This is a genomic window from Pseudomonas sp. MM211 (assembly GCF_020386635.1).
In the GTDB taxonomy this organism is placed as follows: Bacteria; Pseudomonadota; Gammaproteobacteria; order Pseudomonadales; family Pseudomonadaceae; genus Aquipseudomonas.
Window position 1 is genome coordinate 4,150,319 of record NZ_CP081942.1, and the last position, 13,808, is coordinate 4,164,126.

General features: G+C 61.3%; 15 protein-coding genes and 1 pseudogene. 4 read left to right on the forward strand and 12 right to left on the reverse strand.

Annotated elements, in window-relative coordinates; translation table 11 throughout:
* Positions 1 to 30: 30 nt before the first annotated feature.
* From K5Q02_RS19090 to K5Q02_RS19145, 12 genes and pseudogenes are all read right to left on the reverse strand, one after another.
* Positions 31 to 387 (reverse strand): PilZ domain-containing protein, encoded by a 357-nt coding sequence (locus tag K5Q02_RS19090; RefSeq protein ID WP_225833197.1) that lies wholly within the window; start codon positions 385 to 387, stop codon positions 31 to 33.
* A 34-nt stretch (positions 388 to 421) separates the two neighbouring features.
* Positions 422 to 1,408, reverse strand: coding sequence for a DNA polymerase III subunit delta' (locus tag K5Q02_RS19095; RefSeq protein ID WP_225833200.1), 987 nt, complete (start codon positions 1,406 to 1,408; stop codon positions 422 to 424).
* Complete coding sequence (gene tmk, locus K5Q02_RS19100; RefSeq protein WP_225833203.1) at positions 1,401 to 2,033, reverse strand: dTMP kinase; 633 nt, start codon at positions 2,031 to 2,033, stop codon at positions 1,401 to 1,403. Before tmk ends, K5Q02_RS19095 begins: the two co-directional genes overlap by 8 nt.
* Entirely contained in the window at positions 2,030 to 3,100 is a 1,071-nt protein-coding gene (gene mltG, locus K5Q02_RS19105; protein ID WP_225833206.1) for an endolytic transglycosylase MltG, read from the reverse strand. Before mltG ends, tmk begins: the two co-directional genes overlap by 4 nt.
* 3 nt (positions 3,101 to 3,103) lie before the next feature.
* Positions 3,104 to 3,916 carry an aminodeoxychorismate lyase gene (gene pabC, locus K5Q02_RS19110; protein ID WP_225833209.1) on the reverse strand — a complete coding sequence of 271 codons (813 nt, stop codon included), beginning with the start codon at positions 3,914 to 3,916 and terminating at the stop codon, positions 3,104 to 3,106.
* A pseudogene (gene fabF / locus K5Q02_RS19115) lies at positions 3,916 to 5,159 on the reverse strand (beta-ketoacyl-ACP synthase II). The gene pabC and the pseudogene fabF overlap by 1 nt, the downstream one beginning before the upstream one ends.
* Before the next feature lie 215 nt (positions 5,160 to 5,374).
* Positions 5,375 to 5,611: an acyl carrier protein gene (acpP, locus tag K5Q02_RS19120; RefSeq protein WP_225833212.1), complete on the reverse strand. Its 237-nt coding sequence runs from the start codon at positions 5,609 to 5,611 to the stop codon at positions 5,375 to 5,377.
* A 191-nt stretch (positions 5,612 to 5,802) separates the two neighbouring features.
* A complete protein-coding gene (gene fabG, locus K5Q02_RS19125) occupies positions 5,803 to 6,546 on the reverse strand; it encodes a 3-oxoacyl-ACP reductase FabG (protein ID WP_225833215.1) in 744 nt (247 codons plus the stop codon).
* 15 nt (positions 6,547 to 6,561) lie between these two features.
* Positions 6,562 to 7,512 carry an ACP S-malonyltransferase gene (gene fabD / locus K5Q02_RS19130; protein WP_225833217.1) on the reverse strand — a complete coding sequence of 317 codons (951 nt, stop codon included), beginning with the start codon at positions 7,510 to 7,512 and terminating at the stop codon, positions 6,562 to 6,564.
* Between the two features lie 99 nt (positions 7,513 to 7,611).
* Positions 7,612 to 8,628, reverse strand: a complete 1,017-nt coding sequence (gene plsX / locus K5Q02_RS19135) for a phosphate acyltransferase PlsX (RefSeq protein WP_225833219.1) — start codon at positions 8,626 to 8,628, stop codon at positions 7,612 to 7,614.
* Between the two features lie 3 nt (positions 8,629 to 8,631).
* A complete protein-coding gene (gene rpmF / locus K5Q02_RS19140) occupies positions 8,632 to 8,814 on the reverse strand; it encodes a 50S ribosomal protein L32 (protein WP_025167420.1) in 183 nt (60 codons plus the stop codon).
* Positions 8,815 to 8,826: 12 nt separating this feature from the next.
* A complete protein-coding gene (locus tag K5Q02_RS19145; RefSeq protein ID WP_225833221.1) occupies positions 8,827 to 9,354 on the reverse strand; it encodes a YceD family protein in 528 nt (175 codons plus the stop codon).
* Positions 9,355 to 9,465: 111 nt separating this feature from the next.
* Here K5Q02_RS19145 and K5Q02_RS19150 point away from each other — a divergent pair, with 111 nt between their 5' ends.
* The 4 genes from K5Q02_RS19150 (at position 9,466) to K5Q02_RS19165 (ending at position 13,700) form a co-directional block, all read left to right on the forward strand.
* The gene (locus K5Q02_RS19150; protein ID WP_225833223.1) at positions 9,466 to 10,044 is read left to right on the forward strand and encodes a Maf family protein; all 579 of its coding nucleotides are present in this window, start codon (positions 9,466 to 9,468) and stop codon (positions 10,042 to 10,044) included.
* 277 nt (positions 10,045 to 10,321) lie between these two features.
* Positions 10,322 to 11,266 (forward strand): aliphatic sulfonate ABC transporter substrate-binding protein, encoded by a 945-nt coding sequence (locus K5Q02_RS19155; RefSeq protein WP_442963933.1) that lies wholly within the window; start codon positions 10,322 to 10,324, stop codon positions 11,264 to 11,266.
* A gap of 100 nt (positions 11,267 to 11,366) precedes the next feature.
* The gene (locus tag K5Q02_RS19160; RefSeq protein WP_225833225.1) at positions 11,367 to 12,290 is read left to right on the forward strand and encodes a sulfurtransferase; all 924 of its coding nucleotides are present in this window, start codon (positions 11,367 to 11,369) and stop codon (positions 12,288 to 12,290) included.
* 252 nt (positions 12,291 to 12,542) lie between these two features.
* Positions 12,543 to 13,700 (forward strand): YeeE/YedE family protein, encoded by a 1,158-nt coding sequence (locus K5Q02_RS19165; protein WP_225833228.1) that lies wholly within the window; start codon positions 12,543 to 12,545, stop codon positions 13,698 to 13,700.
* The last annotated feature ends 108 nt before the right edge of the window (positions 13,701 to 13,808 follow it).

Consider the following 13,808-nt stretch of genomic DNA (forward strand, 5'->3'; position numbering starts at 1 on the left):
CCCATCATCCGCGACGCCTGCTTGCCGTCGTTACATCGTATGGGTGGGACGATCAGACTTGAGGGCACCGGCCAGGTAAGTCTCGATCTTGTTGCGGGCAGTGTTGTCGCCCTCGTTGAACTGCACGCCCACACCTGCAGCGCGATTGCCTTGGGCGCCCTTCGGGGTGATCCACACGACCTTGCCGGCGACCGGGATCTTTTCCGGTTCATCCATCAGATTGAGGAGCATGAACACTTCATCACCGAGCCTGTAGCTTTTGTTCGTGGGGATGAACAGGCCGCCGTTCTTGATGAAGGGCATGTAGGCGGCATAAAGCACAGATTTGTCCTTGATGGTCAGGGACAGAATGCCGTTACGGGGCCCCAGATTCGGTGGCAAGCTCATGCGTGATTCCTGATGTCGTGGCGTGAGGTCGATTCTAGCCCGGTCCAGGCAGGCTTGCCCACTGAACCAGCAAGGCTTCGAGAAGCAGCACACGGTTAAGGTTGGCCTTGCCCAACACTTTCTGACGCTGTTGCAGCAACCACTCCTGAATCTGCAGCACTTTAGCCTGCGGCGTCTTCTGCGCCAGGTATTGCACGACCTTGCCCATATCTGTCGGGCCAAGGCCTTGTTCATCCTGCGTCAGCTGGTAACGCAGAATCAGATGAGCCCAGTCGCAGAACCAGTCGAACAACAACGGCAAGGGCACCGTGCTCCAGCTCTCGGCCAGCTGACTGGCGGAAATCTGCTGTTTGTGCAGCTTCTTCACTCCCTCGGCAACCAGTGCACGCTGCTCGCGCACCCCTTGCGCCTGCAGCCTGACCGCCGCCAGCGGCGAACCGGCGGCCAGGTACAGCAGCTCACGAATGTCCTGCTCGCCACTGTCCGGCAGCGCCTCGCTCAGCCACTGCAGGCTCATCGCCTCGCTTGGCAAGGGGCACGCCTGCTGCACGCAGCGACTCTTGATGGTCGGCAGCAGGCGGCTTGGCTGATGGCTGATCAACAACAGTACCGTGTTGCCAGATGGCTCTTCCAAACTCTTGAGCAGCGCGTTGGCAGCATTCAGGTTCATCGCTTCGGTGGGTTCGATCAGGATCACCTTGCGCCCACCCAACTGAGCGGTCTGTACAACAAAGTTGACCAGCGCACGCACTTGATCGACCTTGATCGGCTTATCGACCTCTTCCGGCTCGAGCACGTAGTTATCTGGGTGACTGCCCGCCGCGAGCAAATGGCAGGATTTGCAGTGGCCGCAGGCTTGCTGCGCCTCCGGCGACTTGCACAGCAACAGCGCCATCAAACGCTCGGCGAGCGCGCGCTTGCCAATGCCTGCGGGGCCGTGCAGCAGGTAGGCATGAGCGTGCTGGGTACGCCCGGCCAGTTGCTGCCAGAGCTCGGTCTGCCAGGGATAGACATCAGCCACGCTGCAGCTCCAGCAATTGCGGCAGCAGTGCATCGAGATCGCGCTGTACGGCCTCGAGTGACTGGGCGGCATCGATAATCCGATAGCGCGCCGGCTCGGCCTTGGCCCGTTGCAGATAGGTGCTGCGCACCGCCTCGAAGAACTCGCGGCCTTCCTGCTCGAAGCGATCCAGACGACCACGGGCAGCCGCCCGTGCCAGGCCGACCTCGACCGGCAGATCGAACACCAGGGTCAGATCCGGGCGCAGCGCCCCCTGGACGAAACGTTCCAGTTGCGCGATACGCTCGACATCCAGGCCACGGCCACCGCCCTGATAGGCGTAAGTTGCGTCAGTAAACCGATCACAAAGAACCACTTCACCACGCTGCAGCGCCGGCACGATCACCTGGGCGAGATGCTGAGCGCGCGCGGCGAATACCAGCAACAGCTCGGTATCGCTGGCCATGGGCTCATCGCTGGGCGCCAGGAGCAGCTCGCGTACTCGCTCGGCCAGTGGCGTACCGCCGGGTTCACGGGTCAGCAGCACATCGATCCCCTGCTCGCGCAGCAGCGCCGCCAGGTACTCTCGATTGGTGCTCTTGCCGGCGCCCTCGGGGCCTTCCAGGGTGATAAACAAGCCGCTCACTGGTTGTCCTTATCGCTATCGCTGTTGCGGGGAATCGGCGCCGGGCTGGAACGGTAGTCCGCACGGCGCTTCAACTGATACTCACGCACAGCACGGTTGTGTGCGTCGAGGGTTTCCGAAAAGACGTGACTGCCATCACCACGGGCAACGAAGTACAAGCTCTTGCCTGGCTGAGGATGCAACGCCGCATGGATCGCCTCACGGCCGACCAGAGCGATCGGCGTCGGCGGCATGCCGTCGATGGTATAGGTGTTGTAGGGCGTCGGCTCGCGTAGGTGGGCCCGGGTGATTCGCCCGTTATAACGCTCGCCAAGCCCGAAGATCACGGTCGGATCGGTTTGCAAGCGCATGCCGATAGCCAGGCGCCGCACGAACACGCCGGCAATCTCACCGCGCTCCTCGGGAACACCGGTTTCCTTCTCGATCATCGAAGCCATGATCAGCGCCTCGTATGCATCCTTGTACGGCAGCGATTTGGAGCGGCCTTCCCACTCCTCGTCGAGTACCAACTGCAACCGCTTATGGGCCTGTTTGAGCAGATCCAGGTCGCTCATGCCGCGCACATAGCGGTAGGTATCAGGGAAGAAGCGCCCTTCGGGGTTGAGCCCAGGCTGGCCGAGCTTGGCCATCAGTTCAGCATCGCTCAGCTCGCTCAGGGTCAGTTCCAACTTGTCCTGACGCGCCAAGGCTGCACGCACCTGACGAAAGCTCCAGCCTTCGACCAGCGTCAGGCTGTATTGCACCACTTCGCCGCGGCGCCACAGATCGAGCAGGTCGCGTGCCCGCAGGTCAGGCGTCAGACGGTACTCACCGCTGTGCAGCGGCTGGCCCTGCAGGTTGAAGCGCCAGTACAGGCGCAGCCAAAAAGCACCGTCGATCACACCATCGGCTTCCAAACGGTTGAGCACCCCGCCAGGGGTAGCGCCCGCCGGCACCTCGATCAGGCGTTCCTCGCTGAGCACCAGGGGCTGCTCGAGGGCGCGGTGCTGTTGCCAGGCAGCAAAGCCCAGAGTCAGGGCAGCCAGTACCACAGCAATTTCCAGCACCAACAGTAATTTGCGAATCACGAATCAGCAGTCCAGTAGATGACGGGCAATGGCCTGCAGTTTACGGGTGAGCGGCCCGACCGACCAGTGACGGTCTTGCAACTCACGAACCGGCCATACGCCGTACAGGCTGTTGCAGAGAAAGACTTCGTCTGCGGCCAGCAGTTCGTTCAATTCGATATCGCGTGTCTGACAGGCAATCCCCAGGTCTTGCGCCTGCTCCAGTAGCTCGGCACGCATCACCCCCGCCACACCGCAGCGCGACAATTCAGGCGTCGACAACACACCATCACGCACCAGAAACAGGTTGCTGAACACGCCCTCGACTACGCGCCCCGACACATCGCGCATCAATCCTTCGGCAAACTCGCCACCCTGCCACTCGGCACGGGCCAGCACTTGCTCCAGACGATTGAGGTGCTTGAGACCGGCCAGCAACGGCTGCTCGGCCAGGCGTGTTTCACAGGGGAATAGGCGGATGCCGCTCTCGCCATGCTGCGGCAAGTAAGCCGGCATGGCGCCAGCCTGAAGAATGCGCCGCGGCGCTCCGGCAGAAGGGGCGTAACCCCGCTGGCCGTCACCACGGGTAACGATCAGCTTGGCAACACCCTGCCCCAGCTCGGCGCAGAAGGCAGACAGCTCGCGACGTAACTGAGCTGCATCCAGGTCGATACGCAATCGCACACAACCCGCAGTAACCCGCGTCAGGTGGCGCTCAAGCAGCACGGGCTGGCCGCCCCCTACCGCTATGGTTTCGAACAGGCCATCACCGTAAGCCAGACCACGATCCACCAGAGGTAGCGTCGTGGCCGGCTGACCGTCGACCCAACTGAACATCAATCGGCGTACCGACGGAATACCAGTGAGCCGTTGGTTCCACCAAATCCGAAGGAATTGGACAGCGCCACTTCAATCGGCATCTTGCGCGCTTCATGAGGCACGAAGTCTAGGTCACAACCCTCGTCCGGCTCATCCAGATTGATGGTCGGCGGCGCTACCTGATCACGCAGTGCCAACACACAGAAGATGGCCTCCACCGCACCGGCTGCGCCAAGCAAGTGGCCGGTCATCGACTTGGTCGAGCTTACTGCAACGGAGTGAGCGTGCTCACCGAATACCGACTTGATCGCCGACACTTCGGCCTTGTCGCCAGCCGAGGTGGAGGTGCCGTGGGCGTTGATGTACTGCACATCAGAAGGCTGTATGCCTGCATCGCGCAATGCGTTAGTCATGCAGCGCGCCGCGCCGGCACCGTCTTCGGGGGAGAGGTCATGTGGAAGGCGTCGCCGCTCATGCCAAAGCCAATCAGCTCGGCGTAGATGCTGGCACCACGCGCCTTGGCGTGCTCCAACTCTTCCAGCACCAGCGCGCCAGCGCCATCTGACAGCACGAAGCCGTCACGGCCCTTGTCCCATGGCCGGCTGGCCTTGGTCGGCTCGTCGTTACGGGTGGACAGAGCCCGCGCCGCGCCAAAGCCGCCCATACCCAGACCGCAGGCCGCCATTTCGGCACCACCGGCAATCATCACGTCGGCCTCGCCATAAGCGATATTGCGTGCAGCCATGCCGATACAGTGGGTACCGGTAGTGCAAGCGGTTGCGATAGCGTAGTTAGGCCCCTGCAGACCGAGGTGGATCGACAGGAAGCCGGAAATCATGTTGATGATCGAGCCCGGCACGAAGAACGGCGAAATGCGCCGTGGCCCCTGCTCGTGCAGCGACTTGCAGTTGTTCTCGATGTTGGTCAGGCCGCCGATGCCGGAGCCCATCGCCACACCGATGCGATCACGGTTGGCATCGGTAATTTCCAGGCCGCAATCACGCGCTGCCTGAAAGCTTGCCGCCAAACCGTATTGAATGAATAGATCGAGCTTGCGCGCCTCTTTGGCGGACAGATACGGCTCGACATCGAAATTCTTTACCGAACCACCAAAGCGAGTGGAATAGGCAGAAAGATCCATGTGGTCGATCAGGCCGATGCCACTACGGCCGGCCAGAATGCCCTGCCAGCTGCTCGGCACATCGTTACCCAGCGGCGACAACATGCCCATACCGGTAACCACGACGCGTCTACGCGACACAGCAATCTCCTCTTAATCAGGTTTTTCGACGCCTTGATGCACCTGGCAAGCCATTGCTCAGGCAGATTGATCATCCGGCGATTGGTTCGAGTGGCAATTTCACCCGAACAGACAAACGCCATTGGCGCGTCTCTTACAGCTACAGGAACCGTCAAAGAAAAGCCGCACGCCTTTGCAGACGTGCGGCTTTTCCAATTCGGGAAGCGACGAACTGCTTACTGCGCGTGCGTAGTAACGTAGTCGATTGCTTCCTGAACGGTGGTGATCTTCTCGGCTTGTTCGTCCGGGATCTCGGTCTCGAATTCTTCTTCGAGAGCCATCACCAGCTCAACGGTGTCAAGAGAGTCGGCACCCAGGTCTTCAACGAAGGAAGCGCTGTTGGTTACTTCTTCTTCCTTCACGCCCAGTTGCTCGGCAACGATTTTCTTGACGCGTTCTTCGATGGTGCTCACGTGTTATCACTCCTATGGGACAAATCCAGCCAGCTGGTTGTGCGGGCAAGTGTATAGAAAGGGTTTTCAGCTTTTCAAGCTGAATGCCAATGGCGCGCACAGAAAACCGTCAACGATCTCACTCCAAATCTGCAGCTTTACAACCAAGTTTGGATCGAATCGAAGACGTTCGCCGACGGCACCGCCTGCATTCAGCTCATGTACATCCCGCCGTTAACAGGAATAGTAGCCCCTGTAACGTAAGCTGCACCATCGGAAGCAAGGAAAGAAACCACGTTGGCGATCTCTTGTGCCTGCCCCAAACGGCCCAGCGGAATCTGTGTCAGCAGCGCTTCACGCTGCGCTTCCGGCAATTCACGGGTCATATCGGTGTCGATGAAACCCGGTGCCACCGCATTCACGGTAATCGAACGCGAACCAACCTCACGGGCCAGTGCACGACCGAAACCTTCAAGGCCAGCCTTGGCCGCTGCGTAATTCACTTGGCCGGCGTTGCCCATGGCACCCACCACCGAACCGATGTTGATGATACGCCCGAAACGCGCCTTGGTCATACCGCGCAGTACAGCCTTCGACAAACGATAGAGGCTGTTGAGGTTGGTATCGATGACGTCATACCACTCATCGTTCTTCATGCGCAGCATCAAGTTATCGCGGGTGATGCCGGCATTATTGACCAGAATCAGCACCTGACCGAAGTCTTTCTGGATTTTTTCCAGAGTGGTCGTCACGGATTCGTCATTGCTCACATTCAGCATCAGGCCAGTGCCTTCGATGCCGTTTTCCTTGAGGGTCGCAGCGATGCGCTCGGCGCCCGCCTCGGACGTAGCGGTGCCGATGACCACAGCGCCCTGACGACCCAGCTCCAGGGCAATCGCCTGACCAATACCGCGGCTTGCGCCAGTGACCAGTGCAACCTTACCTTGCAGACTCATAGCATTCTCCTTTGTTCAGGGCTGTACGGCGGCCAGTGCGGCGCGCGCAGCGGCAAAAGCTTCGGGGGTGTCGAGGTTGTGCGTGTTGACGCCCTTGACACAACGCTTGTTCAAACCCGAAAGCACCTTACCCGGGCCACACTCGACCAGATCGGTAACGCCCTGCTCGCTAAGGCGAACCATCGACTCGACCCAGCGTACCGGGCTGTACAACTGAGCCAGCAGGTCGCGCTTGAGGGTATCCAGGTCAGCCACCACAGCTGCACTGACGTTTTGCACCAGCGGAATCTGCGGGGCTTGCCAGGCGATGGCTGCGACGGACTCGGCGAAGCGCTCGGCAGCCGGGCGCATCAGCTCGCAGTGCGACGGCACGCTGACCGGCAGCGGCAGCGCGCGCTTGGCGCCACGCGCCTTGCAGGCTTCGACGGCGCGAGCCACGGCAGCCGCGGAACCGGCGATGACCACCTGGCCCGGCGCGTTATAGTTCACTGCACTAACCACATCACCCTGAGCCGCTTCGGCGCAGGCAGCTTGCACGTCGGCATCTTCCAGACCGATGATCGCCGCCATACCGCCCTGCCCGGCCGGTACGGCCTGCTGCATAAGTTGGCCACGCAGCTCGACCAGCTTCACAGCCTCGGCGAAACCGATGGAGCCGGCAGCGACCAGCGCACTGTACTCACCCAGGCTGTGCCCGGCGACGAACGCAGGGCGCGCGCCACCTTCGGCCAGCCACAGACGCCACAAGGCGATGGAGGCAGCCAGAATGGCGGGCTGGGTCTTGTCGGTCTGATTGAGCTGCTCTTCCGGGCCTTGCTGGGTCAGTGCCCACAGGTCATAGCCCAGGGCGCTCGAAGCTTCGCCGAAGGTATCGAGGATCAGCGCGTGCTCTGCGCCGTGTCCGGCCAACATGGTCAGTGCTTGCGAGCCCTGACCGGGAAAGACGAATGCGAGGGATGCAGACATGGAACGGTTCCCTTAGTGATCTTCTCGTCGAAAAATTAACGCCTACCCTCGGCAAGCGCTGTAAAACTGAAATTTTGGATGGCTGCCCATCCTAAGCGGTCACATATTACGGATTAAGTGCTCGATACGACCACTCAGTCGCTGTGGCAAATTTTCCTGCACATCGGTCATTGCCCGGCGAATGGCGCTCTTTATACCATCCGGCCCGGCACTGCCGTGACTCTTCACCACAACGCCCTGCAGGCCGAGAAAACTCGCGCCGTTGTGCCGCGCAGGCGCCAACTCGCTGCGCAAACGCCGCAACAGCGGCAACGCCAACAGGCCGGCGACACGCCCCAGTAGCGTGCCGCGAAACAGCGCCTCGAGCCGCGACACAATCATGGTCACCAGCCCTTCGCTGGACTTCAACAGAACGTTGCCGACAAAACCATCGCACACCAGCACATCGGCATCGCCGTTATACAGCCCGTCGCCTTCGACGAAGCCGATATAGTTAAGCCCCTCAATACCCTCGAGCAACGCAGCAGCCTGCTTGACCTGCTGATTACCTTTGGTTTCCTCGCTGCCGACGTTGAGCAGACCGACACGCGGTGAAGCCATGCCCTGTACCTCGGCAGCCACCGACCCCATGATCGCGAACTGACAAAGATGCTCGGCTGTGCAGTCGACGTTGGCGCCGAGATCCAGCAGATAACAGACACCGTTGCGATTGGGGATAGCCGCGATCATCGCCGGACGATCGATGCCCGGCAGAGTCTTCAGCACATGCCGCGACAGGGCCATCAGGGCACCGGTATTGCCGGCACTCACGCAGGCATGAGCCTGCCCGTCACGCACCATTTCGAGCGCCACACGCATGGAGGAGTCCGGCTTGCCACGCAAGGCCTGAGACGGACGCTCACCCATATCGATGGACTCGGCAGCGTGCTCGATTTGCAGGCGAGAGCGATCGACACCGGGGATACCAGCGATCAGATTTTCTATAAGAGAGGCTTGGCCGACGAGAACCAGGTGCAACGAGGGGAATTCAGCCAGACAGGCGATGCTGGCCGGAACAATGCAGTGGGGACCGAAGTCCCCACCCATTGCATCAATCGCGATGATCGGAGCGGACAAGATTTACTCGTCAGCGCCCTTGTCGATCACTTTGCGACCACGGTAAACGCCTTCAGGCGATACGTGGTGACGCAGGTGAACTTCACCGGTGCTCTTCTCTACGGACAGAGCGTTACCCTCGAGCGCGTCATGCGAACGACGCATGTCACGGGCGGAACGGGATTTTTTGTTCTGCTGAACAGCCATACTAGTAAACTCCTAAACGTTTGGGTCACGCTTTAACTGTGCCAATACACTGAACGGGTTGGACCGCGTCACCCCGTCCTCGCTCGATTCGGGCTCATCAAGGCCCGCCGGCTGCTGGCAATCTTTCGGGTCATGTGCCGGCACGATGGGCAAAGCGAGCAACAGCTCATCTTCGACCAAGGCCAACAGATCCAGAGGATCCTCACCCATTTCCAGTACGTCATAGCCTTGCGGCACGGACTGGGTATTCGCGCCTTCTTTCACCACAGCGTAATGACACTCACTGAGGATCGGTAAGGTGACCTGATCCAGACAACGCTGGCAAACCATCTTGACTTCGACCTCAAGCTGGCTGTGTATGACCACAGCATGGCGCTCGTCACGCTCGAAAGAAAACTTCGCGCGCACGTTACCGCCATTATCGGCAAGAGGGTCGCAGAGCCTCAACAAATCGGCTAGCGGTAACTCACCCTGGAGGGTGGCACCACGATCGGCGAGTTTGCGTGGATCAACGTGAGGTGGAATCGGGCCATTTGACATAGGCGCCGCATTCTATGGATGCAACCATGCGCTGTCAAAGGAAATTCTGCCTGTCCAGCACCTTTGCCGACAGCTAGAATTCTGCGACCGTTCCGCACAAGGTCAACGCCGATGTCATCTCTGGTTCTCGCCTCCAGCTCACCCTACCGCCGCGAGCTGCTGAGCCGTCTGCGCCAGCCCTTCGAGTGGGCTGCGCCAAGTATCGATGAATCGCGCCGGCCTGACGAGTCCGCCGAGGCGCTGGTACGCCGCCTGGCCAGGGAGAAAGCCCAGGCACTGGCAGGGCGTTTTGCTTCGCACTTGATCATCGGTTCCGACCAGGTCGCCGTGCTCGATGGGCAGATACTTGGCAAGCCGCACGATTATAAGCGCGCCCACGCACAACTCAGTGCAGCCAGCGGCAAGAGCGTCAGCTTTCTTACCGGCCTCGTGCTGCTCGACAGCCGCGACGGTTCCTGCCAGGTCGATTGCGTTCCTTATACTGTGCATTTTCGCACCCTGAGCGCCGAGCAGATAGAGCGCTATCTGAAAGCCGAAGAACCCTTCGACTGCGCCGGCAGCTTCAAGGCCGAAGGCTTGGGTATCAGCCTGTTCCGCAGCACCGAGGGCACTGACGTCAACAGCCTGATCGGATTGCCACTGATCCGCTTGATCGAGATGCTGGATGTTGCCGGCGTACAGGTGCCCTGAAATGCTTTCTTACAACTACTGAAACGCCTCGCCACGCCCTCTTTCGCTCCTCCACAAATACCGGCATTGCGCCAGCTCAAGGCTTTCAGAGCGGCGCGAATGCTGGAGCGTCGGCCTGCCTGCAATTGCATCTAAGCTAATTCCTTTAAATTATTGGCTTCGTATTTTTTAGATCGCCTAGTTTGCCTCTACCGGATCACCGGACACCCTGCTGAACCCAGACCGTCCCGTGACCCGCCTCAATCAGTGGCTGGCCACGCCATTGATGAGGCTTACCATGTCATTGCTCCGTCCCGCGCTGCTCGCCGCCAGCCTGCTGCTCGCCCTGCCCCAGGCTCACGCTGAAAACCTGCGCATCGGCTACCAGAAATCTTCGACCCTGATCAGCATCCTGAAAAGTCAGGGCACGCTGGAGAAGGCGCTGGCCGACCAGGACGTGACCATCAGTTGGCACGAATTCCCCAGTGGCCAGCCGCTGCTGGAGTCGCTGAACGTCGGCAATATCGACCTGTCCGCGGACGTCGCCGATACCGTGCCGGTGTTCGCCCAGGCAGCCGGCGCCGAGCTCACCTACTTTGCCCAGGAAGCACCCTCGCCGGGTGCTCAGGCGGTGATCGTTCGTGAAGACTCGCCAATCCAGACCCTGGCCGACCTCAAGGGCAAGCGAGTCGCCGTCACCAAGGCCGCCGGTAGCCATTACCTGCTGATCGCCGCACTCGCCAAAGCTGGCCTCAAGTTCAGCGACATCCAGCCCGCCTACCTGACACCCGCCGACGGCCGCGCCGCCTTCGAGAACAAGCGTGTGGATGCCTGGGTGACCTGGGAACCCTTCCTCAGCGGCGCCCAGCAACAACTGCCGACCCGCACCCTGGCCGATGGCGAAGGCCTGGCCGACTACCAACGCTATTACCTGACTAGCACCCGCTTCGCCAAGGCCAACCCCAAGGTGCTGGAAACCGTATTCGCCGAACTGGAAAAGACCGGCGACTGGGTACGCAGCAACCCTCGTGAGGCCGCCGAACTGCTTGGCCCGCTGTGGGGCAACCTGGATCCGGCCATCGTCGAGAAAGCCAACGCACGCCGCAGCTACCAGGTTCGTGCGGTACAGCCTGGCAGCCTGAAAGAGCAGCAGAAGATCGCCGACGCCTTCTACAAGGAAGGCCTGCTACCCGCGCCGGTCGACGCCGTGGACGTCGCCACCTGGGCGCCAGAGAAGCGCTGACCTCAAGAGCGGATTACAGGGAGGGCCAGGACGATCAATAAGAACTGCCGAAGACACCGACCCAACAACGCCTATTGCATCAGATGAAAAGGAGCCTCACATGCACATTCGTTCCCTGTTCGGCGCTGGCGTGATCGCCGTCGCCAGCCTGCTGTCCGCGCCCACCTGGGCTGCCAGCGAATTTCTGGTCACCACTGACTGGCTGGAGAAGAACCTCGACAATCCGAAAGTACGCATCATCGAAGTCAGCGTGGTGCCTGGCGTCTATGAGCGCGGCCATATCCCAGGCGCGGTCAACCTGGCCTGGCACAGCGACCTGGTCGATCCGGTCAAGCGTGACATCGCTAGCCAGGAGGCTCTGCAGAGCCTGCTGCGCAAATCCGGTGTATCAGACGACACCACCACCATTCTCTATGGCGACAACAACAACTGGTTCGCTGCCTGGGGCGCCTGGGTGTTCGATGTCTACGGCGTGGAGAACGTCAAACTGCTCGATGGCGGGCGGATCAAATGGGAAGCGGAAAAACGCACCCTGAGCAACCGCGCCGGCAGCGCGGGCAACGGCAACGTCACCCTCAAAGCTGCGAACAAGGAACTGCGCGCCTTCCTGCCGGACGTCCTGGCCGCCGCGGAAAAACGCAGCGACGAGCAACTGGTGGATATCCGTTCCGCCGATGAATACAACGGCAAGGTCTTCGCCCCCCAAGGCGTACAGGAACTGGCCGTGCGCGCTGGCCACGTACCGGGTGCCGTGAACGTTCCGTGGGGCCAGGCAGTTGCCGCTGACGGTACCTTCAAGTCCGCCGAAGAGCTGAAGAAAGTCTACGCAGCCGTGGGCATCGACGGCAGCAAACCGATCATCACCTACTGCCGTATCGGCGAGCGTTCCAGCCACACCTGGTTCGCCCTGAAGAAGATCCTCGGCTACGACGTGCGCAACTACGACGGCTCCTGGACCGAATACGGCAATGCCGTCGGCGTACCGGTAGTCAACGTCGCCGGCACGGTCTGGGGCGGCAAGTAACCCTCGAGAAACACCGTTTGACGGGGCGGACGCGCCAGGCATGGCGTCCGCCCCTTTTTTATGGCCTGCCATCCCTGGCGGCCACCCTGCGGGCCGTCGCAAGCAACGTTAAAAATCGCTCCCGGCGATTTTTTATGGGCGCCCTCGACGGATCCCGTAGCCCGGCGTTGAGCGAAGCGATACCCCGGATCTGCCGCGATCATTACCTGCCCGATTCCACCCAACGGACAACCGTCAATGGAGCGACCTTCCATGCCCATCTTGCGCACTAGCAGCGCCACCCTGATTCTGTTCGCCCTGGCCATAGCCGCCTGGTTACTGGCCACGCCAAGCAACGAAGGGCGGGCCTTGAGCTTTTCCCTGTTGGCAGGCGGCCTGTTCGGCGTGCTGCTGCAACGTTCGCGCTTCTGCTTCTTCTGCGTCAGCCGCGACTTCATCGAACGCCGTGACCCGCGCGGGCTGCTCGGCATTCTCGCCGCCCTGGCGGTCGGCACCTTGGGTTATCACGCGGCCTTCGGCGCCTTCCTGCCGGATCCTGCCAGCGGCCGACTGCCGCCGGATGCCCATATCGGCCCACTGAGCTGGGTATTGGCACTGGGCGCCACCCTGTTCGGCCTGGGCATGGCGATTTCCGGGTCGTGCATCAGCGCCCACCTATACCGTTTGGGCGAAGGCGCCCTGGCCTCGGTGCTCGCACTGCTGGGCGCGCTGATCGGCTTCTTTCTCGGTTTCCTGTGCTGGAACACCCTGTACCTGGCGAGCATCCAGGAGGCACCGGTGATCTGGCTGCCGGCCCAGCTCGGTTACGGCGGCTCATTGCTGCTGCAACTGGGGGTGCTTGGCGGCCTGGCGCATTTGCTGCTGCGTTACCGCAAGGGTGAAGAGCCCGGACAACCGAGCAGCAGCCTGCGCCAGTTGTTATTCGGCGCACGCTGGCCGACCTGGGTCGGTGGCATCCTGATCGGCACGCTGGCCCTGGCGGCTTACCTGCGCGTTGGCCCGCTGGGCGTCACCGCCGAGCTCGGCAGCCTGTCGCGTACCGCCGCCAATGGCCTGGGCTGGCTGCCCGAACGCCTGGAAGGCCTGGACGGTTTTTCCGGCTGCGCCACTGTGGTGAAGGAAGCCCTGCTGTCGAACAATGGCCTGTTCATTCTTGGCCTGGTCTTCGCCGCCTGGGCCAGCGCCCTGCTCGCTGGCGACTGGGCACCGCGCTGGCCAGGCGTGCGGGAAGCGCTGCGCAATTTCCTCGGCGGCATATTGCTCGGCTTGGGCGGCATGCTTGCCCTCGGCTGCACGGTCGGCACCCTGCTGTCCGGCATCATGGCCGGCGCCGCCTCAGGCTGGCTGTTCGCCGTGTTCTGCTTCATCGGCCTGATCGCCGGGCTACGCCTGCGCAGGGTGATTGGCTAGAGATGACTCTTGAGCATGAGTCGGTGGTGGGCTGAAGCCCACCCTACTCCCCAGGGGCATGAAACGTAGGGTGGCGCTTTAGCCCACCAAAATCTTTCAACACCGACG

Excerpts from the sequence above, each read along its gene's own strand:
- K5Q02_RS19090 (WP_225833197.1), bottom strand. The coding sequence starts at position 387 with ATGAGCTTGCCACCGAATCTGGGGCCCCGTAACGGCATTCTGTCCCTG.
- pabC (WP_225833209.1), bottom strand. The coding sequence starts at position 3,916 with ATGTTCAGTTGGGTCGACGGTCAGCCGGCCACGACGCTACCTCTGGTG.
- fabG (WP_225833215.1), bottom strand. The coding sequence starts at position 6,546 with ATGAGTCTGCAAGGTAAGGTTGCACTGGTCACTGGCGCAAGCCGCGGT.
- fabD (WP_225833217.1), bottom strand. The coding sequence starts at position 7,512 with ATGTCTGCATCCCTCGCATTCGTCTTTCCCGGTCAGGGCTCGCAAGCA.
- rpmF (WP_025167420.1), bottom strand. The coding sequence starts at position 8,814 with ATGGCTGTTCAGCAGAACAAAAAATCCCGTTCCGCCCGTGACATGCGT.
- K5Q02_RS19145 (WP_225833221.1), bottom strand. The coding sequence starts at position 9,354 with ATGTCAAATGGCCCGATTCCACCTCACGTTGATCCACGCAAACTCGCC.
- K5Q02_RS19150 (WP_225833223.1), top strand. The coding sequence starts at position 9,466 with ATGTCATCTCTGGTTCTCGCCTCCAGCTCACCCTACCGCCGCGAGCTG.
- K5Q02_RS19155 (WP_442963933.1), top strand. The coding sequence starts at position 10,322 with ATGTCATTGCTCCGTCCCGCGCTGCTCGCCGCCAGCCTGCTGCTCGCC.
- K5Q02_RS19160 (WP_225833225.1), top strand. The coding sequence starts at position 11,367 with ATGCACATTCGTTCCCTGTTCGGCGCTGGCGTGATCGCCGTCGCCAGC.
- K5Q02_RS19165 (WP_225833228.1), top strand. The coding sequence starts at position 12,543 with ATGCCCATCTTGCGCACTAGCAGCGCCACCCTGATTCTGTTCGCCCTG.